Source organism: Lewinella sp. IMCC34191, assembly GCF_003390935.1.
Lineage (GTDB): Bacteria > Bacteroidota > Bacteroidia > Chitinophagales > Saprospiraceae > Neolewinella.
Genome location: NZ_QNQZ01000004.1, coordinates 134,960 through 154,844 on the forward strand (window position 1 = coordinate 134,960; position 19,885 = coordinate 154,844).

18 protein-coding genes and 1 tRNA gene are annotated in these 19,885 nt (G+C 58.0%); 8 read left to right on the forward strand and 11 right to left on the reverse strand.

What is annotated here, in order from left to right; all coding sequences use genetic code 11:
* Positions 1–19: 19 nt before the first annotated feature.
* Positions 20–1,294, reverse strand: a complete 1,275-nt coding sequence (locus DRW39_RS09760) for an alpha-amylase family glycosyl hydrolase (protein WP_116106855.1) — start codon at positions 1,292–1,294, stop codon at positions 20–22.
* A gap of 199 nt (positions 1,295–1,493) precedes the next feature.
* Here DRW39_RS09760 and DRW39_RS09765 point away from each other — a divergent pair, with 199 nt between their 5' ends.
* Entirely contained in the window at positions 1,494–2,258 is a 765-nt protein-coding gene (locus tag DRW39_RS09765) for an NIPSNAP family protein (protein ID WP_116106856.1), read from the forward strand.
* A gap of 263 nt (positions 2,259–2,521) precedes the next feature.
* Positions 2,522–2,595, forward strand: a tRNA-Met gene (locus DRW39_RS09770).
* A gap of 105 nt (positions 2,596–2,700) precedes the next feature.
* Here the strand turns inward: DRW39_RS09770 and metF are convergent.
* From metF to DRW39_RS09805, 7 genes are all read right to left on the reverse strand, one after another.
* Positions 2,701–3,663 (reverse strand): methylenetetrahydrofolate reductase [NAD(P)H], encoded by a 963-nt coding sequence (gene metF, locus DRW39_RS09775; RefSeq protein WP_116106857.1) that lies wholly within the window; start codon positions 3,661–3,663, stop codon positions 2,701–2,703.
* A gap of 553 nt (positions 3,664–4,216) precedes the next feature.
* Positions 4,217–5,296, reverse strand: a complete 1,080-nt coding sequence (locus DRW39_RS09780; RefSeq protein ID WP_116106858.1) for an ATP-binding protein — start codon at positions 5,294–5,296, stop codon at positions 4,217–4,219.
* A 5-nt stretch (positions 5,297–5,301) separates the two neighbouring features.
* Positions 5,302–5,793 carry a DUF6702 family protein gene (locus tag DRW39_RS09785; protein ID WP_116106859.1) on the reverse strand — a complete coding sequence of 164 codons (492 nt, stop codon included), beginning with the start codon at positions 5,791–5,793 and terminating at the stop codon, positions 5,302–5,304.
* A gap of 91 nt (positions 5,794–5,884) precedes the next feature.
* Entirely contained in the window at positions 5,885–6,379 is a 495-nt protein-coding gene (locus DRW39_RS09790; protein WP_116106860.1) for a hypothetical protein, read from the reverse strand.
* A gap of 141 nt (positions 6,380–6,520) precedes the next feature.
* Complete coding sequence (locus DRW39_RS09795; RefSeq protein ID WP_116106861.1) at positions 6,521–7,843, reverse strand: M56 family metallopeptidase; 1,323 nt, start codon at positions 7,841–7,843, stop codon at positions 6,521–6,523.
* A gap of 1 nt (position 7,844) precedes the next feature.
* Positions 7,845–9,131 (reverse strand): M56 family metallopeptidase, encoded by a 1,287-nt coding sequence (locus DRW39_RS09800; RefSeq protein ID WP_116106862.1) that lies wholly within the window; start codon positions 9,129–9,131, stop codon positions 7,845–7,847.
* Complete coding sequence (locus DRW39_RS09805; protein ID WP_116106863.1) at positions 9,128–9,493, reverse strand: BlaI/MecI/CopY family transcriptional regulator; 366 nt, start codon at positions 9,491–9,493, stop codon at positions 9,128–9,130. The genes DRW39_RS09800 and DRW39_RS09805 overlap by 4 nt, the downstream gene beginning before the upstream one ends.
* 214 nt (positions 9,494–9,707) lie before the next feature.
* On the opposite strand from DRW39_RS09805, the gene DRW39_RS09810 reads away from it, so the two are divergent.
* From DRW39_RS09810 to DRW39_RS09830, 5 genes are all read left to right on the forward strand, one after another.
* Positions 9,708–10,028 carry a hypothetical protein gene (locus tag DRW39_RS09810; RefSeq protein ID WP_116106864.1) on the forward strand — a complete coding sequence of 107 codons (321 nt, stop codon included), beginning with the start codon at positions 9,708–9,710 and terminating at the stop codon, positions 10,026–10,028.
* Between the two features lie 37 nt (positions 10,029–10,065).
* The gene (gene mutL, locus DRW39_RS09815) at positions 10,066–11,916 is read left to right on the forward strand and encodes a DNA mismatch repair endonuclease MutL (RefSeq protein WP_116106865.1); all 1,851 of its coding nucleotides are present in this window, start codon (positions 10,066–10,068) and stop codon (positions 11,914–11,916) included.
* 62 nt (positions 11,917–11,978) lie between these two features.
* Positions 11,979–12,845 (forward strand): rhomboid family intramembrane serine protease, encoded by an 867-nt coding sequence (locus DRW39_RS09820; protein WP_116106866.1) that lies wholly within the window; start codon positions 11,979–11,981, stop codon positions 12,843–12,845.
* Positions 12,846–12,941: 96 nt separating this feature from the next.
* Positions 12,942–13,946 carry a rhomboid family protein gene (locus DRW39_RS09825; protein WP_116106867.1) on the forward strand — a complete coding sequence of 335 codons (1,005 nt, stop codon included), beginning with the start codon at positions 12,942–12,944 and terminating at the stop codon, positions 13,944–13,946.
* Positions 13,947–13,952: 6 nt separating this feature from the next.
* On the forward strand, positions 13,953–14,987 hold the full coding sequence (locus DRW39_RS09830) for an endonuclease/exonuclease/phosphatase family protein (RefSeq protein WP_116106868.1): 1,035 nt from the start codon (positions 13,953–13,955) through the stop codon (positions 14,985–14,987).
* A gap of 56 nt (positions 14,988–15,043) precedes the next feature.
* Here the strand turns inward: DRW39_RS09830 and lpdA are convergent, their stop codons facing one another.
* The 3 genes from lpdA to DRW39_RS09845 form a co-directional block, all read right to left on the reverse strand.
* Positions 15,044–16,447 carry a dihydrolipoyl dehydrogenase gene (gene lpdA, locus DRW39_RS09835; protein ID WP_116106869.1) on the reverse strand — a complete coding sequence of 468 codons (1,404 nt, stop codon included), beginning with the start codon at positions 16,445–16,447 and terminating at the stop codon, positions 15,044–15,046.
* Positions 16,448–16,515: 68 nt separating this feature from the next.
* Positions 16,516–17,676, reverse strand: coding sequence for a stage 0 sporulation family protein (locus DRW39_RS09840; protein ID WP_232830109.1), 1,161 nt, complete (start codon positions 17,674–17,676; stop codon positions 16,516–16,518).
* A gap of 93 nt (positions 17,677–17,769) precedes the next feature.
* Positions 17,770–18,912, reverse strand: coding sequence for an ATP-binding protein (locus DRW39_RS09845; protein WP_116106871.1), 1,143 nt, complete (start codon positions 18,910–18,912; stop codon positions 17,770–17,772).
* 157 nt (positions 18,913–19,069) lie between these two features.
* Here DRW39_RS09845 and DRW39_RS09850 point away from each other — a divergent pair, with 157 nt between their 5' ends.
* Entirely contained in the window at positions 19,070–19,885 is an 816-nt protein-coding gene (locus tag DRW39_RS09850) for a universal stress protein (protein ID WP_116106872.1), read from the forward strand.

Below are 19,885 nucleotides of genomic sequence, written 5' to 3' on the forward strand. Positions count from 1 at the left end.
ATTACCTATTACCTATATCCTATTCCTTAGCTACAAAAACCCGCCACGCCCAGGGCTGTAGTGCGACCTCCTCCCCCTCCGAGATCTCCTGCTCGGCTCCGGTCAGGCCGTCGCGGTAGGTGCCCGGATAGAGCGTTTCCGAAAAGCGCACTTCCCGCGTTTCACCGCAAAAATTGAAAATGGCGAAGATTTTGCCGTTGTCGTCCTGACGAACGAAGCTGAGGACTTCGGATTCGTAGTTATTCGGTACCCGGATCATCGTGGCACCGTGGGGTGCATTGGCCAGGGCCGTGTGTTCTTTTCTGAGGGTGATGAGTTTACGGAAGAGACCGGCAAACTCGTGCTCTTTCCACTCGATCGGGTCTTTGCGGAAGAAGGCCAGCCGTTTGTCCAGTCCGGCTTCCTGACCGTTGTAAATGAGGGGGATGCCTTCTCCGATGAATGAAAGTGCGATGCAAGCCTCTAAGCCATCACCGAGCATTTCGTACATGGTACCCTCCCAGGCGTTTTTGTCGTGATTGTCGGTGAAGGTGAGCCGCATGGCGTCCGCCGGCCAGGCGCGCTCGTTCCAGGAGTAGTAGACGAACAAGGCCCCTACCCCATCCTTGCCGTGGGTGATGCGGTGAAGGGTTTCGTGCCAGCTCCACGCGTAGGTGGCATCGAAGGCACCGCGGTGCAGGTCCCGTGCCTCCCATTCGGCAAGCATAAAGACCGGTTTGATCGCGTCGAGTCGTTCGCGCACGGCCTCCCAGAAGACCGTTGGCACATACCCGGCCACGTCGCAGCGGTAGCCGTCGATGTCGCATTCGCGTACCCACCATTCCATAACGTCGAGCATGTAGTTGCGGGTACCCTCTTGCCAGTAGTCGAGGTCGATGATGTCCGACCAGTCCCACCAGGGCGTAGGTCGGAAATCGCCCTTGTAGTCGCGGGCGTACCAATCGGGGTGCTCATCGACCAGGACGTTGTCCCAAGCCGTGTGATTAGCTACCCAGTCGAGGATGACGTACATCCCCTGCTCGTGGGCCTGCCGGACGAAATCTTTCAGATCGTCCAGGTCACCGAATTCCGGATTTACGCCGTAGTAATCCTTGATCGAATACGGGCTTCCCAGCTCCCCCTTCCGATTCTTCTCTCCGATGGGATGGATCGGCATGAGCCACAGGATATCCACGCCGAGGTCCTTCAGGCGGGGAAGTTCCCCGGCGGCGGCGACAAATGTCCCCTCCGGGGTAAACTGACGGGTATTGATTTGGTAGAGGACGGCATTTTGGGACCAATCGGGGTGTTGCATAGGCAGGGGGTAGGGAGTAAGGGGCAGTAATTAGGGGTGTAGAAAGCAGGTTACGCGTTTTATAATGGGAGATCGCGGTGGTAAATCAGTCAAGGCCGTCAGCATGAAGGTATGTCCAGCTGCAACCCGTCACCTACGTCCACTAACCTATACAGTCCTCTAGCCGTACAGAAGTTCTATCTTTCCGAAAAGATCGAACATGCAGCGTAGAAAATTCATTCGGGCGGGAGCCGCGGGAGCCATGGCCGTAGCGGGAAGTCAACTGGCCGCCACCCCACGTCCAAACCAAGTGGCGGAAAAGGAAATCATCGAATGGCGGGTATACGAGATGGCCTGGGGAGGGAATCAGGGTCTCTTACGCAGTCATCTACTGGATACGCTTCAACCTGCGCTCCGCCGCAAAGGTGCTACTCAGTTTGCGCTGTTTACGGAATACGGCGATAGCAACCCCGTCAAGTTGCACGCCATGATTGCTTACCGGGATGCCGCCGCCTACCTCGCCGCGCAATCGCTCGGAGATGACCAAGAATTTAAAACCGCGTCGGAATCTTACGATGCAGTAGGTGCCGGACAGCCCATCTATGCGCGGTACTCCTCCTGGCTGATGAATGCCTTCGACGGCATGCCGCAGTCGGTCGCTACGGACCCGGAGGCCGGCGTATTCGAGCTACGTATCTACGAAGGGTACTCGGAAGATGCCACGCGGCGCAAGATCCGCATGTTCAACGAGTTCGAAGTGGACATATTCAAGGATACCGATCTGGATGCCGTTTTCTACGGAGATATGATCGCCGGCCCCTACCGGCCTGCGCTGGTCTACCTCCTGCAGTTCGCCGATATGGAGGAACGCGATGTCAACTGGGGGAAATTCGGTAGTCACCCGGAGTGGAACCGGATCAAGGATTTGCCGGAGTTTGCGGATTCGGTCAGCAATATTCGCCGCATCTTTCTCAAACCCGTATAGTCCGGCACTGCCCGTGGATGGGTGAGTTCGATCCACGAAATACGCAGCCTACCCGCGATCCCTTGCCCCTCGTTTCTGGTAATATCTATCCAGGTAGTCAGCCCTGCCTCAGCCAATCGTCTGATAGTGAATCAGTGCGGCAAGCCGCATCCTTCCGAAAATATCTTCAGGGGCCCACTGTTTGGTAGAGTTAAACGGACGCTTTATCTTTGCAGCCGCTTCCGGAAACCATGGGGTTAACTGACCCAGCGGCGAAGGATAATGGCGCGGTAGCTCAGCCGGTTAGAGCGCAGGATTCATAATCCTGAGGTCGGGTGTTCGAGTCACCCTCGCGCTACGATAATGGCCCGTCGACGAATCGTCGGCGGGCCATTTTTTTTGCTTGCGGTTTACAAAGAAGCCAGATCCTGATGAAGATCAGGTTTTTACCGGTTGCTGCGCGCTACGCCACCTGTTCCGCAATAGCCTGAATGGTAGAGCTGTCCCCCATCGTGTAATAGTGCAGACACGGGACGCCCCGTTCCTTCAGTTCTTTGCTCTGAGCGGCGCACCATTCGATACCGGCCTGGGTCCGGGCCTCGGCGTTCTTTGCTTTGGAGACTTCGCTGACCAACTCGTCCGGCAGGTCGACGTGGAACAGGCGCGGCAGCGAATTCAGCTGGTACAGCTTGGTCACCGGCTTCAGTCCCGGTACAATGGGGACGTTGATGCCCACCTTCCGGCAGGCGTCGACGTAGTCGAAGTACTTCTGGTTGTCGAAGAACATCTGGGTGACGATGTAGTGAGCGCCCGCGTCGACTTTTTGCTTCACGTAGCGTAGATCGTGATCCAGGTTAGCAGCTTCGAAGTGTTTTTCCGGGTAGCCCGCCACGCCGATGCAGAAGTCGGTCTTGCTCGCGTGTTCGCCTTTGATGAGTTCGTCCAGATACTTACCCTCGTTCATTTCCACGATCTGCCCTACCAACTCACAGGCATAATTGTGGCCGTCGTCCTCGGGTACGAAGCGCCCCTCGAACTTCCGCGCGTCGCCCCGCAGGGCCAGCACGTTTTGCACGTCGAGAAAGGCCAGGTCGATCAGGGCATTCTCGGTATCCTGCTTGGTAAAGCCGCCGCAGAGCAGGTGCGGCACGGCATCCACCCCGTAGCGGTGCATGATGGCCGCGCAGATCCCCACGGTGCCCGGCCGCTTGCGAATGGCGGTCTTTTCGTAGTAGCCACTCGCACGCTTTTTATACACGTACTCCTCCCGGTGATAGGTCACGTCAATGAAGGGCGGCTTGAATTCCATCAGCGGATCCAGCGTATCGAAGATGGCCTGCATGCTTCCCCCCTTCAGCGGCGGAAGGACTTCAAAACTGATCAAGGTCTGGCCGTCGGCCTTTTCAAAATGCTCGGTTACTCGCATAGTAGACGGGCTCTCGCCCTTATTAGAGGGCCTACGGCCCGGTAGAGGCCTGCGGCCGGAGAGACTCGCTTCGCTCGCGGTAGACGCAGGCCACAGCCAGTGCCACCCGTAAGCAGGCCCTTCATTTTTTGGGGAATCAAAAGTACGTAACCTCCCCCGGAACAATTCGTTCAAGCCCCTTCCCCCCCATTACCGCGACCGCAGGGAGCTCTACCGACGAGCAATGCGAGTCCTCTACCGGCAGTCAAACAAAGCAACAAGGCCCTCTACCGCGACCGCAGCGAGCTCTACCGACGAGCAATGCGAGTCCCCCAATGGCAGTCGAGCAATGCGAGAATGCCCTCTACCGCAAGCGCAGCGAGTCTCTACCGACGAACGAAGTGAGTCCTCCAAACGTGAGCGCAGCAAGTCTCTACCGACGAACGAAGTAAGTCCTCTAAACGCGAGCGCAGCGAGTCTCTACCGACGAACGAAGTAAGTCCTCTAAACGCGAGCGCAGCGAGTCTCTACCGACGAACGAAGTAAGTCCTCTAAACATGAGCGCAGCGAACCTCTAAGACGAGCGCAGCGACTCAAACAACCCTTCCCACCCCTTCCGGTTCCGCACCACCACGTCCACGTACTCCCGCCACACGGCGCCGTCCTGCTCGGGATCCTTGACGACCGCGCCCGACAGACTGGCCGCCAGGTGCTCGGTTTCGATATCGCCGTTGCCGAAGTGATGACTGAGCGCCCGGCTCTGATTGACGACGGAAATCGCTTCCGCGGTGGACAGCGTCGAACTCGGGGATTTTAGTTGCGTACGCCCGTCCTCGGTGCGGCCGTTGCGCAGCTCGCGGAAAATGGTGACCAAGCGAGTGATCTCCGTTGCCGCATCCTGCTTGACCGGGGGAAGTTGCATCCGCTCGGCGGCGGCGCGGCTCCGGTCGGTGACAATACGCACCTCTTCCTCCAGGGTGGCGGGCAGGGGCATCACGACCGTGTTGAAGCGGCGACGCAGGGCGCTGGACAGTTCGTTGACGCCGCGGTCGCGGTCGTTGGCCGTAGCGATGACGTTGAAGCCGCGGCGGGCCTGGGTCTCCCGGTTCAGTTCGGGGATCGGGAGGATCTTTTCGGATAAGACGGTGATCAGGGCATCCTGCACGTCACTCGGTACCCGGGTCAGCTCCTCGATGCGGACCAGCTTTCCCTCCCGCATGCCCATCATCACCGGACTTGGCACCAGGGCTTCCTCACTCGGCCCCTCGGCCAGCAGGCGGGCGTAGTTCCAGCCGTAGCGGAGGGCATCCTCGCTCATGCCGGCCGTTCCCTGGACCAGCAGGGTGGAATCTCCGCTGATGGCGGCTGTTAAATGCTCGCTGACCCATGTCTTGGCCGTACCGGGGACACCCACCAGGAGAAGGGCACGGTCCGTGACCAAACTGGCTACGGCTACCTCGATGAGGCGGCGGTCGCCGAAGTATTTGGGGGTAATTTCCGTGCCATCGTCGAGCGTATCGCCCATAATGTAGCGGACGACCACCGTCGGGCTCAGGCGCCAGCCGTCGGGTCGTACGCCCTCGTCCACCTTTTCCAGGGCGGTAAGTTCGTCGGCGTAGGCGTCTTCGGCGTGGGGACGGAGGATTTCATTCATGCAGCTCAGAAGGTTTCGGCGGAAGAGGGCTTGTTGCGGTCCATCAGCATCGTCGCTACCCGGCGTTCGCCGTCATAGAGCTTAACGATATTCTTCTGGTCGGCGTAGTACTCGGTCAACACACTATTCTCCACCGTGATGCCTTCCGGATCGGCGACGTCGTTGGCCGCCAGGTAAATCCATAGGCCGTGCATATCGTCCTCCAGTTCGTAGCCGATCATCTCCACGGGCAGGCGTTCCCCGTTCCAGTCGATCCGGAAGTGCTTATCGAGGTAGGCAGTCAGGAAACGTTCGGCCTCGGCGTGCTCCTTGGGGGTGCCGAGTCGGAGCCGGGGTGCCCCGGCCTCTTCCATCGCTTCCTCGATGTCGTCGACGAAGACCTGCATTTCGATTTGCAGCTGGTTGCGATCGGCAACGTAGCGGACATTCGTTTTACTGACGTGGTAGTCGTGGACGGGCGGAGCAAACAGCAGCAGAAGAGATAAAAGCAGCAGCATGGGGTATCAATTAGGGCAACGGACACAAAAATAGCCCGCTGCGGGCAACGGGCTATTAGAACGATACGTCGCGGGGGACGGTTGGATGGTGTTACTCTTCCAGCTGGTAGTACAGCACGAGCTCAATGGAATCGGTGGCTGCGCCGTCGGCGCGGTCGAATCCCTTGCTGACAAGGTAGCGGCCCATGCGTTCGGTCTCCTCGAGGAGGGCGCGATCGCCCGCCACCTTCATCTGTCCACTGACCGGGGCACCCTGTGTTTTGTCGGGAGCGACGACGGTCAGATTCATCGGGTCGGCGACGCTTACCTGATTCGTGAGGGGCATGGCTTTGAAGTCGGAACCGTCCTCATTGACGTAGATTTTCAGCAGGTAAGGGCCGGTACGCCGCGACTCCAGTGCCGCCGGCGGATAGATGACCGTACCGTAGACGGTCTTAACCAAGTGTTTCTGCGGAGAGTCGCCATCGGCGGCACCCCGTAGCGCGGGTTTGGCCTGCTGGGCGGCGAGGGGCAGGGTGAAGATCGCCAGGAGTAGGGCATAAGTCAGTTTCCGCATCAGCTGCGGGGATCGAAAAAAGCGTGTCATAGTGTCCAGTTATATTTCGGTAGGCTATCAACCCGCATCCCCTGCCGATTGATCAGACCGCTTACTGATTTTGGCTGTCGGGAGTGGGACAGCCCACCGTTTTACGAAAAGGCTTCTACCTGCGCTCCGCCGCGAAAAGCATTAATATTCCAGCGAAAACTGCACCTCGAACTTCAGCAGAGCGGGTACCGGTAGTCCATCTTTAGTCGCCGGCCTAAATTTGCCGATGGACCGAACCGCACGCTCCACTTCCTCATCAAGTCCATATTCGGGAATGGTGATCACCGGATCGAAATCAGGTCTTTGCGAATTTTCGGTATACCCCACGACGACAAAGCTTTCGGGGCCGGCCGCTTTGGTTCCCCCAATAATTTCCGAAGTTATATCTACAATTTCGCCCTCCGCGGAAAGACGCACTTCCGTCGCTATGGTCCCGACCTGTCCCATATTGCGCTCCACGTCCGGGTAGCGTATTTGCGCGTAAAAGCCGTGCAGGAAAGTGGGGTACTCCATATTTTCGGGGACCGGAGCGGTCTCATCATTTTGCAAATCCGGCAGGGTAAAGACGCGCGCTTCCGGCGCGGGTATCATGTCGGCCCCCAGGTCCTCGGCGGTACAGGCGACGACTAAAGAGCCTAACAGTAGAAAGAGAACGGACCAGTGGGCGGCACGCAGCCGGCGGTTGGTTTGCTGGGTTAACATGGCAATACGCTTTTTAAGGGGTGAAGAAAATAGTGCCGGCACGAGGGTCGACGACTGGGTGGCCAGCAGCAGCTGACGCCCGTAAGTTTTGGGGGGCACTTCCCGCAGCACCGCGGCATCCGCTTCGTACTCGTGGACTTCGCCGAGCAGCCGGGAATAGAGCCAGACCAGGGGGTGAAACCATAGGATTACCGTAGCGATGGTCAGCAGCAACCGCTCCCAGTGGTGGCCGGCCCGCAGGTGGGCCGCTTCGTGGAGCAGCGCGGTCCTTTCCAATTCCGGATCGATATCAGCGGGCAGGTAAATGCGCCCGAAGGCCGCATAGGGAGAGCGGACCATGACACGGCGCACGACGCGGTACCCCCGGAATCGTTCTTCGGTTTTCGCGGCGGGGCGCAGGTGAACGGCTAATCGGTAAACGGTGAGCCCAATGCCGCCGACCAGCCCGGCCAGATATACCGTCAGGCCGAAATCGGACCAGGACAAGGCAGCACCGGCTGACGTACCGCCATTGGAGTCCACTCCACCGGCGGGTACGATATACGCCAGCACGTGGGCGGGCAACTGCGTCACCCCGGCCGAACTGCCCACCGGAAAGGACGGCAGCAGCGGTATGACCACGCCCGCCAGTACCGCCGCCAGCAGAAATCCGCGCCGGGTGCGCCAGTCGGTGGTACGACGGAAAACAAAGAGGTAGAATACGAGCAGCGCGGCCCAGACCAGGGTGGCTTCGAGGAGGTACTGAAGGATATTAAAGGTCATGCTAGGCGCCTTTCTGGGGGAAAAAGAAGACGTCGAAACTTAGCTCGGACGCGACCGGCTTACCGTCCTGTTCGGCAATCGGAAAGTTGCTCACCTCCTGTATGGCCTGCTCGACCGCGCGCCTGAAGTGCTTCGGCGCATTGTGTACCCGAATGAGCAAATCCTTGACCGGTGCTTGATCGCCCACGACCGTCAGGGTAGGAAACTCCGGCCGTTGCTGATCCAAGTCTACCTGGTTCAGGGTGATACGGGAGACCTTCCCATTAGCTAGAATCCGGATGTCGACGGTAATGCGGGCCATTTCGTCATACACCGCATCCTGAAAGGCTTCTTCCGGATAGTAGACCGCCGCGAGGAACTGGTCCTGCCAAGTAGAATCGCTGCTGGCCATTGCGGGGACCGTTTCCTTCGACGTGCCTCCCTCCGAAATTACACGGCTAATGCTGCAAGTCAACACCAGGGCCATTCCTAGTAAAGCAAGCAGGGTGAGATGCTTTCCGCCGAGTGACGCGGCGGGTAATCTGGATTGTAACATGGCAATTCTATTTTGGAGGGGAGAAGTGAAAAGTCCGGGTCCGAAGGGGCTCTGCATCGTGGCCCGCAGTAATAGCTTTCCGTAGTCGGCAGTCGGGAGCTTTTCGGTGACCTCCGCGTCGGCCTCGTATTCATGGACGACGCTCAGCCGTCTGGCGTAGATCCACGGCAGTGGATGAAACCAAAGTGCGGCTACCGTCAGCTGGGCCAGTAGCTTTTCGGCGAAGTGTCCGTGCCGCAGGTGGGCGGCTTCGTGCAGCAGTGCGGCGTATTCCAGCTCCGGCGCCAGGCCTTCAGGCAGATAGATGCGCCCGAATGCGGCGTAGGGACTGGGTATCTGCGGGGAATGGACTACGGGATAGCCCGCGTACTTCGTGTCCGTATCCTCCCCCGTGCGAAAGTGGCGGCAGGTCCGGTAGGCTAGTAGCGCTAGGGCCGTCAGCGTGCCGGCCGACCAAACAATCAGCAGTAGTTCGGTCCAGGACACGGCTGCAGGCGTGGCGGGCTCCGGGCCGGAAAACTGCGAAGCGACGTAAGCCACGGCGCTCTCGGTAAGGCCTTCCAAAGGGACCTTCAGTTCCGTCTGCACCTTTGGGAGGAGGGGCAGGCAGGCCCCGGCCGCCAGGAAGGAGAGGAGTAAGTGGCGGTGGAGTCGCCAGTTGCCGTTCTTGCGCAAAGCCAGCCAGTAAAACACCAGCAGTACGGACCATACGAGGGTGGCCTCCAGTAGCAGTCGGGTAAGGTCGGTGCTCATTCTTCCTCCAATTGACGGACCAGGGCGTTGAGCTCGTCCAGGCTAAGGTTCTCGTCCTTGACCAGGTAGCTCACCGCCGCCGAGCCGGAGCCGCCGAAGAAGCTCTTGACCAGGCGACCCAGTCGCTGGCGTCCATATTCCTCGCGGCTGATCTTCGGCGTGTAAACAAAGGTGCGGCCGTACTCCCGGTGGCTGACGAAGCCCCGCTCGTCCAATGCCAGGATAAGGGTGGATACGGTACTGTGGGCGGGAAGCTTCCCGCTTTGCTCCAGAATGCTCTGCCGCAGATCGCCGACGGTGCATTCGCCCAGCTGCCAGACATGGTGCATCAAATCCTCCTGAGCGCGAGTCAGTTTTTGCATGATTAGTTATTTAACGTAAGTATACGTTACGTATCGTTAAGATGCAATACCCGCTGGTGAGAAAAGCAGTCGGACGGGTAGTGGCCCGACGGGTGACGGTTGCACCGCTACCCGTCGGAGGAGCGCGCATCCCGCGGGCGGTCGGCCAAAAGACCGGGCGAATGCATCCTTTCCTTACCGTATTTGTTACTTTCCCCGACACAAACACCGAATCATGGCCTTTCTCCGCCTCTTCAAGCCACCCCGCAATCAGCAGTTCTCCTATAAGCCCCGCTACTGGGATCCTAAGAAGGAGGAAGCCGAAGAACGCCGGCAGCGGATCGAAATGCTGCAACAGGGGGGTGTGGATGGCATGAAGGAAAGGCTGCGGGGCGGTTTCCGGAAAGGCGCCGGGGGCGAGGCCGCCGGACGCTACCGCAACGAGCGCGTGCGCCGTTCCAATTACAGCTTGGTGATCATACTCGTTACCCTGGTCGTATTAAGTTACGTCGTATACGTCCTTTATTTCCCGGAACTAGAGCAACTCCTCGGTTAATAGTTAGTACTTTGGCCATTGAAACCTGCCCTAGTTTATGTCGGACAATCTCGTCCAACTTCTTCCTGATGCCATAGCCAACCAGATTGCCGCCGGAGAGGTCATCCAGCGACCCGCCAGCGTGGTTAAGGAACTGGTTGAGAATGCCGTGGATGCCGGGGCCGACGAGATCAACCTCATTATAAAGGACGCGGGTAAGAACCTGATCCAGGTGATCGATAACGGCTGTGGTATGTCCGAGACGGACGCGCGCATGTCGTTGGAGCGCCACGCCACCAGTAAGCTTCGCACGGCCGCCGACCTTTTTTCACTCCATACGATGGGCTTCCGCGGCGAGGCATTAGCCAGTATCGTAGCGATCGCGCAGGTGGAAATGAAGACCCGGCGCGCTACCGACGACCTGGGCACCCGCATCGCTGTCGAGGGTAGCGAGGTACAGGCCCAGGAACCGGTCGCCGCTCCACCGGGTACGAGTATCGCGGTACGCAACCTCTTTTACAATGTCCCCGCCCGCCGGAACTTTCTGAAAAGCGACTCCGTCGAGCTGCGCCACATCCGGGAAGAGTATATCCGCATTGCGCTGGCCCACCCCAGTGTGCGTTTCGACCTGCACGTTAACGACAAGCTGGACCTATCCCTCGTCTCCGGCAATCTCCGGCAACGGGTCATCGCCATTTTCGGCAAGAAATACCGCGACCTGCTGGTTCCCATCGAAGAGGCCACCGACGTGCTCAGCATTGGCGGTTACGTAGGCAAACCGGAGGCCGCGCGCAAGAGCAAGGTCGGCCAGTTCTTCTTCATCAATGACCGCTACATCCGCAGCAGCTACCTGCACCACGCGGTGACTATGGCCTACGATGAGCTGCTCAGCAAGGAAAGCTATCCGTTCTACGTCATCTTCCTGGAGATCGACCCCGCGCGTATCGACGTAAATGTGCATCCCACCAAGCAGGAGATCAAATTTGAGGACGAACGGCTGATCTATAACTACCTCAAAGCTACCATCCGCCATGGCCTCGGCCGGGCCAGCATCATGCCGACCATCGACTTCGAATCGGACAACCCCTTCTCGCCCTCCCGGACCAGTTATTCGCCCACTATGTCCCAGTCCGACTCCGAGCAGCCTCTGCCCAGCAAGATGAACCGGGAAACGCCGCGCTCGGGCTCCCCTACTCCACCCAGCGAAGCGAAGCGTCACGCCAACAACCTTCGGCAGTGGGAACAACTCTACGAAAACCTGGAGGTGGAGGTCGATACGGATACCGGAGAGGTACTACAGAGTCGCCTCGGACAGGAGGAGGATACCGATGCCCCCTCCCCCCACGGCAGAGCTCCGTTCCAGTTGCACCACCGCTACATCGTAAGCGCCATCAAAAGTGGCTGGCTGTTGATCGATCAACAGGCGGCCCACGAACGCATTCTCTACGAGGGCTTCCTGCAAACGCTCCGCGACAAACCCGCCACCTCTCAGACCTCGCTTTTCCCCCAGACACTGGATCTGGCGCACGCGGACGCCGATCTGATGCAGTCCCTCCTGCCGCAGCTAAATCAACTGGGCTTCGACCTGGAAGCTTTCGGTGGTGGCAGCTTTATCGTCCGCGGCATCCCCGCCGAGCTGGCCGGGCGGAACAACGAGCTGGACCTGCTCGAGCGCCTCCTGCAGCAGTATAAAACAAATGTCGACCTGAGCAGTGACGGCCACGACCGGCTGGCCCGCACCCTGGCCCGAGCCGCCGCCATCAAACGGGGTACGGGGCTGGAAGAAACGGAGATGCGATCGCTGATCGACCGGCTGTTTGCCTGCGAACAGCCGCGCGTGGCTCCCAACGGTAAAAAGTGTTTCATCAAGTACACCCTGGACGAGGTGGAAAGAATGTTTGCGGGATGAGCAAGCAGGCGAGCGGGAACCCTGGGGGCCTCCCAAGCATTAGTTAACAAATCTTCCTGCGCATGCCGCCGATGACTCCTTTGGTGAAGAACCTCCTCATTATAAACGTGGTGGTTTTCGCCTTGCTGAACCTGCTGCCCTACCTGGGCATACCCACGGCGGGGATGTCGTCGTACCTGGCCCTTCATTATCCGACGAGCGAGGCCTTCCACCCCATCCAGTTGGTTTCCCACTTCTTCGTTCACGGCGGGCTCACCCATATTTTCTTCAATATGTTCGGACTGGTCATGTTCGGACCGCTGCTGGAGCGGCGCTACGGTGGCCAACGCTTCCTCATTCTCTACCTCGTTGCGGCCGCGGGCGCCGTGGCGCTGCACTTCGGTTGGACCTGGTACGAAATCCATTCCATGGAGGCCATCGTGGATAATTTCCGGAGCAACCCTACCCTGTCTGCATTCAACGATTTCTTCTCATCCGTGGATACCAAAAGTCTGACTATGGATGACGGCACCCCCGTCAGCCAAGTCGTCGGGGATATCAAAACCGAACTGACGCTGAACAGCGACGATCCGGACCGTGTTCGCCAGGATGCCGTGATCATGATGCAGGAGTACATCGAATTCAAGACTAATGTCCCGATGGTCGGTGCTTCGGGAGCCCTGTACGGTGTGGTGGCCGCCTTCGCGATCCTTTACCCCAGTTTTCCGCTGATGCTGATCTTCCTGCCGATTCCTATTCGCGCGAAGTTCTTCGTCCCCATTCTGCTGGCAGTCGACCTTTTCCTGGGCGTCATGCAATTCAGTTGGGATCCGATCGCTCACTTCGCTCACCTGGGCGGCGCCCTGGCGGGTGGGTTGTTGGCTTTCATCTGGTACAAAACCGATCCGCCCGCCGGAGCACAGCGGTGGGACCGGGGCGTACCGCGCTAAAGGTTGGTGCTAATTATGTAGTTTACCGGCCATAATTGCCGACCGGGTAAATCTTTTCCCCGTGTAAACGTTTGTAAAGGCACACCTTCGCCAATTATGCTACAATCCATCTGGGACGATATTCGCCGGGAGTTCGATTATGGCAACATGATCAACCGCATTATCATCGTGAATGTCGCGGTTTACCTGGTCATCAACCTGGCCTGGGTGTTCTTACGGGTTTTCGAAGGCTGGGAAACGCCGAACCTGTACTATGACATCCGCGATTTCCTGGCAATCTCCAGCTCGGGCTGGCATATGCTCACCCATCCGTGGTCGATTATTACCCATATGTTCCTCCACGAGGGCTTCTGGCATATCCTCTGGAATATGCTGTTCCTGTTCTGGTTCGGACGCATCTTCGGTGACCTGCTGGGCGACCGTCGGGTGCTCCCGCTGTACATACTCGGTGGGCTGGGAGGTGCTCTTTTCTTCTTCATCGGTGCCGCCCTGCCTAATTTTCCCGGTGGGGGTGGCGTTGCCTTCGGAGCCAGTGCCGCCGTCATGAGCATCGTAGTTGCCGCTGCGGTCTTCGCCCCGGACTATAGCGTCCGGCTGTTGTTGCTGGGTAACGTCAAACTGAAGTACATCGCCGCCTTCATCGTGATCATGAATATCATTGGGATCGGCGGCGATATGAATACGGGAGGGGCCTTCGGGCACCTCGGCGGCATCTTTGTCGGCTTTCTCTTTTCCTGGTACCTGCGACGGGGTACGGATTTAACCGCACCGGTGGCTACGGCCATTGAACGAATCAACGGATTTTATCACAGCATCCTCCGTCCGAGTAAGGACCACCGTAGTCGCGGACCCCGGGCGGCCTTTCGGGGTGGTCGATCGGTCAAGGAGACCGCGGCGAAGGAACGGCCTAGTTTCATGCGGCGCGCGGGCGGAAGTTCCCGGTCGAAACCATCATCCGGAGGAAGTGGTGCGTCAGATGAAAGCACACTAAGCCATCAGGAACAACTCGATGCCATTCTCGACAAGATCAAGGAGGACGGATACAACAGCCTGACCAAGGACGAGAAGGAATTTTTATTCCGAGCGAGCAATCGAAATTAATTACCGGTGCGTACCCTCTTTTCGCTTGTAGGAAATCTTATTGCCCTAACCGCCGGTTTCGGGCTGTTGGCGCGGTACGTATCCCCGGAGATCTTTTGGCCTCCCGCAATCATCGCGCTCTTACTTCCGGGCTTACTGCTAATTACTATTGTCTTCATTCTCATTCAGGTTTCCCGAAAGCAGTGGCGATCCATCATCCTTCCGGTCCTGGTAATTGTCTTTGCTAGCCCCATCCTGGATCGTCTTTTCGCCTGGCCGTCCTCATCCACTAAGGTTACCGACGAAACGGCAACGCTCACCCTGGTGACCGGAAACCAACGCATGTTTCGCCGCTCCGATCGCTCCGATGCCGGACTGGAGGTCGCCCGCGATTTTTTCGGCCAGCTAGGTGCCGAGGTCCTCTTACTACAGGAGGTATGGCCTACTTACCGGAAGGTTACTTATATCGATCAGATCAAGGCAGGTAGTAAACTGCGGGAACGTCACCAGCAGGAAAAAACGATGGTGGCAACCTATGCGAACGACATCGTTGGCCGGACCGAATACTTCGAAAGTTCCTACCACGGTGTCTTACTGACCGATGTACGCAGCGAGATAGGGACCGTTCGGGTCATCAATACGCACCTGCAATCCAATAAGATTAGTGGGATGGCGGAGGGTATCAGCGATAAGGAATCCGTTTCCGACAAAGTCACCACCTTCGGGCAGATGCTGGCCGGGTACGGACGAACCACCCGACAACGGGCCGCGCAGGCGCAACTCATCCGCAGGCTAGTGGAAGAAAGCCCGTATCCGGTTATTCTTGGTGGTGACTTCAACGATGTGCCGTCTTCCTATACCTACAATACGGTACTTTCGCCCCGTCTACGGGATGCCTGGGCGGAGGCAGGTACCGGCTTGGGAACAACCTTTACCGGTCCGCTGCCGGGGCTACGTATCGACTACTTCATGGTCGATACCGCACTCACGGTAGTCGATGTGGAGCGGGTTAATTCCCCCTGGTCGGATCACCGCCTACTCAAACTGGTGGTGACCAAGTAAGCGGGAGGACATACCCAACCAGTCAGACACGCTGGTCCTTTTCTTTTCTCGACTGATTATACGTGGAGGGCCCGGTCGCCAGTAGCCGCCAGTGCCGCTTCCCGGAAGGCCTCTGTATAGGTTGGGTGGGCATGACTCATACGGGCAACGTCCTCCGCGCTTGCACGGAATTCCATCAACGCTACCGCTTCCGAAATCATGTCCGCTGTGCGGGCCCCGACCATATGGACGCCAAGTATCTCGTCGGTTTCCGCGTCGGCCAGCACCTTCACCATTCCTTCAATATCCATACTGGCGCGGGCCCGCCCGAGTGCCTTGAATGGGAATTTACCGGACTTGTACTTGACGCCGGCTTCTTTCAGCTCCTCTTCGGTCTTCCCGACGGCCGCTACTTCGGGCCAGGTATACACCACACCGGGGATGAGATTATAATCTACGTGCGGCTTCTCGCCGGCCATGTGCTCCACGGCGTAGATACCTTCTTCTTCCGCTTTGTGAGCGAGCATAGCTCCCCGTATCACGTCGCCGATGGCGTAGATGTGGGCGACGTTGGTCTGCAAGTGATCGTCGACCTTTACCCGACCGCGATCGTCGAGTTCCACGCCTGCCTTATCAAGACCGAGCTTGTCCGTGTAGGGACGCCGGCCCATGGCCAGCAGGACATAGTCATATTCTTTGGTGGTAGCTTCTCCGTTGCTCTGCTTCTCGAAGGTCAACGTAGCCGAGGTGTCTCCCCCCTTCACTTGGGTCACCTTGTGGCTGGTGTAGAAGTTCAGACCGGTTTTCTTTAGAGCACGCGTCAACTCCTTGCTACAGTCCTTATCCATTGTTGGCAGGATGCGGTCTTCCAACTCGATGACGTCGACCTCGGTGCCCAATCGCCCGAACACGCTTCCGAGCTCCAGTCCGATGACTCCTCCGCCGATGATGGCCATGCTCTTCGGAACCTCCGATATATTCAGGGCCTCGGTACTGGTGATGACCCGCTTCTTGTCGTAGTTGAACATCCCCGGGGTGATGGGCTTCGATCCGGTAGCAATGATGAAGTTCTTGGAAGTGATGGTCTGATCCTCGCCCTCATTCATTTTGACGGACAATTCCGTGGGGCTGGTGAAGGTTCCGTGACCGTAGAAGACTTCGATTTTGTTCTTCTTCATCAGGAATTGCACCCCCTTGACGGTTTGATCGACGACCTCATTCTTGCGCTTGATCATCTGCGGCATATTGACCGCCAATCCGCTCAGATCGATGCCGTGCTCCGTAAATTTCTCGTGCGCGTTGTGGTAATGCTCGGAGCTGTCCAGCAGTGCTTTAGATGGGATACATCCCACATTGAGGCAGGTGCCTCCCAGGCTGTTGTAACGCTCTACGATGGCGACTTTCATTCCCAACTGGGCAGCGCGAATGGCGGCTACGTAGCCGCCGGGGCCACTACCGATAATGGTGAGGTCGAAATTCATGAATATATCTTTAGAGGTGGTTGGGTAAAGTAACTGATTACCTGCCGAAAAGATGACTGCTGCGGGGCTTATTCCTTATTTCCATCACCGCCCTTGCGGGGCTTCCTGCGGTTCCGGCTACGCTTTTTACGGCGTGATTTTCCCGAATTCCCGGAGCCGTCCGCCTTCTCGGACTTCGGAGCGTTACCGGAATTTTTGCGCCGCTTATTGGACTTGTTGCTCCGCTTGCGCTGGCGTTTTTCGGCGGGCAACTCAACGGCCCCGGTGACGTCTTCGTAGACGAAGTCTTCTTTGGTATCCACCGCCTGCTGAAAGGTCTGCAGATCGGCCGGCTTGTTTCCATCCCGGTTCATGGCCAGTATCTCGTGGACCTTCTCGACCGGAATCGGGAACAATAAACCCCGATTTTCCCGGTAAGTATAGTACATCAACCCTTTGAAAATATCGGTTTTGACCAACTGCCCGGTGCCCGCCTCGGTACGCAATTTATCTGCTTTCTTGGGAAAGGCTTCCAGAGCCTCCATATAGGTATTGAGCTCGTAGTTCAGGCAACACTTGAGTCGCCCGCACTGTCCGGACAGCTTGCTCTGATTGATGGCAATGTTCTGGTAGCGGGCCGCCGCGGTATTTACGCTTTGAAAGTCGCTGAGCCAGGTCGAACAACACAACTCACGACCGCAGCTTCCAATTCCCCCAAGGCGGCCGGACTCCTGTCTTGGTCCGATCTGCCGCATCTCGATTTTTACCCGTAACTGGTGGGAAAACTGCCTTACCAACTGCCGGAAGTCGATCCGGTTATCGGCGGTATAATAGATGGTAGCCTTGCGCCCGTCCCCCTGAAATTCCACATCGGTGATTTTCATCGCCATGTGATTCGTCCGCGCGATAGCGCGGGCGGTCGTCAGGGCCTGGATTTCCTGGCGGCGCGCCTCGTGCATTTTTTCCAGGTCGCGATCATTGGCTTTGCGGAGGACACTTTCCGTCACCTTAGCCTCCTTGACGTTCTTCTTTTTGAGCTGTAGCCGCACGAGTTCACCGCTCAGGGATATGGATCCTACGTTGTAGCCATTGCTGGTCTCAACGGCCACGAAATCGCCGGTGAAGACCCCCAGCTCGGGTGGCGCGTGGTAAAAGCCTTTGGAAGCGCCATCTTTGAAGCTAACTTCGACAATGTCGGTGGTGTAGGCATCGTCTACCCCGAGATGGCTGAGCCAATCGAAGGTGCTCATTTTATTACAAGAACCGGTGCCGCAGTTGCCTTTGCTACCGCAGCCTTGTGGTGTTCCGCAGGATGTACATCCCATTGGTCAGGTCATTTATGTCTACGCCCTTGCCGCCCTGACGGGCTCGCGGTGGCGGAGTATTTGATGTATGCGGATACCCGCATCGAGAAAAAGGATTTTCGGGTTGGCGTTGCGCTCGATATGCTCGGCGCACTCGCTCAACAACCCGGCGATGTCGGCCAGCTGATCGGCATCGATCAGCGACAACATCTTCGTGGCACTAGCCAGTTCGGCTTCGGGAAGACGGACACCCTGTCCGGCGTTCCCGGTAACGGATAGTAACAGAAATTCGCGCCAAAAATGCAGGCAGTAACGTAAGAAATGCTTCTGCGTTTCCCGGCCAAGCTTAGCGAAGTCGTCCGTCCAGGCGACAAGCCGCGCCGGACTTCCCTGAAAGCAGGCGCGCATCCAGTCCAGTAGCAAGGTTCCGTGGGCGTCGGCATCGCTATCCGCCAGCGACAACGATACGTTATAATTACCGGCGGCCAGCCGGGCGGCGGCGGTTGCCCGGAGTTCCGGTAGTCCGCGGGCCTGCAGGGCCGCGGCTATCTCTTCGTTGTTGGGAGGGAGCAGTTTGGTGAGCTGACAACGACTGAGGATCGTGGTCAGAATAAGCTCCAGCCGCTCCGTCACCAGCAGAAAGATGGTATTCTCCGGTGGTTCTTCGATCATCTTCAGCAGGCGGTTTCCCTCGTTACCCAAATATTCAGGAAGCCAGATCAGCATGATCTTGTACCGACCTTCGAAAATTTTCAGATTGAGCTTCCGCAGGATAGCCGCGCAGTTATCCCGGTTAATATTCCCCTGCTTGTTTTCGGCACCGATACGCTGCAACCAGTCGTTGGCTTCCAGGTACGGATTCTCCTTAATGGCCTCCCGCCACTGGGGGAGAAACTGATCGCTGGTCGCCTTGGATCCGACCGTAGGAAATGCGAAGTGGAGATCGGGATGGACGCATCCGGCCGTCTTCCGGCACGCCCGGCACTGTCCGCAGGGCGTATCGTGTTCCGGACCCTGTCGATTTTCGCACAACAGAAGCGTCGCTACGGCCAGGGCGGCGGGTAGCCCGCCCCCACCCGGAGGCGCCAGCAGCATATTGGCGTGGGGAAGCCTATCGATGGCTGCCATTTGCCGCAACTGGTCAAGCCCGGGGGGCTGGTGTATGAGCTGATCGAAGCGCATGTTTTCAAAGACGAAGGTACGAAAGATTAGCACCCGAGTTCGTCGGCTACGACACCACCCAGGTAACGCAAGCTGCCATTAGCCCGCTATAGTGAAGTCGCGCCGCCGCGCCGCAAACCCCCGGCCCTTTATCCCGTTCCAACCAAGAAACATCCCGATGAAAAAGATCATGGTCGCCACCGATTACTCCGAAAGTGCCAGCAGCCCCGTTCAGTACGGCGTCTCCCTGGCAAATCATTTCGGTAGCTTACTATCCCTGGTTTCCGCCGTCGATGAGCCCTACTCCGCCGCCGCGGGGGCCCTGGTCGACATGAAAGATCACATCCGGGAAGAAGCCATGGAGACCATGGGGAAGGTGAAACAAGACATCAGTAGCCGCCTGTCCAACGGCGCCACCATCGACACCCACACCGTTGACGGTGATCCCGGGCCCACCATCACCCGCGTGGCCAAGGCTAAAAACTATGACCTGCTGGTCACCGGAACCAAGGGCAGCGATGCCGCCCGCGAGATGTTCACGGGTAGTGTGGCCAACTCCGTGATCAAGAATTCCAAAATTCCCGTGCTGGTGGTACCCGATAAGGTCGGCTTTCAGGAGTTCCGGCGCGTGCTCGTAGCCGTTGACGAGAAGCAACTGGCCGGCGCGCACGTTCTACAACCGTTGAAGGCTATCCTGAAGGCGTACAACGCCGAACTGATCGTCTATCACGGCGACGAAGACGGAGACGGTATGGGCTACGACCCCAAACTTCCTGAATACCTAGAGGGCATCAACCATCGCTTCGAAATCCGGAGCGGAAAGGATGATAACATCGCCACCGGAATCAAGCAGGCCGTGAAGCTTCACGATGCCGACCTGCTGGTGATGATCTACCACGACCGCGGTTTCTTCGGTCGGCTGTTCAACGAGAGCACGGTTAGCAAGGTGGTGTTCAACAGCACCGTACCCCTGCTGGTGCTGCAAGATGCGTAG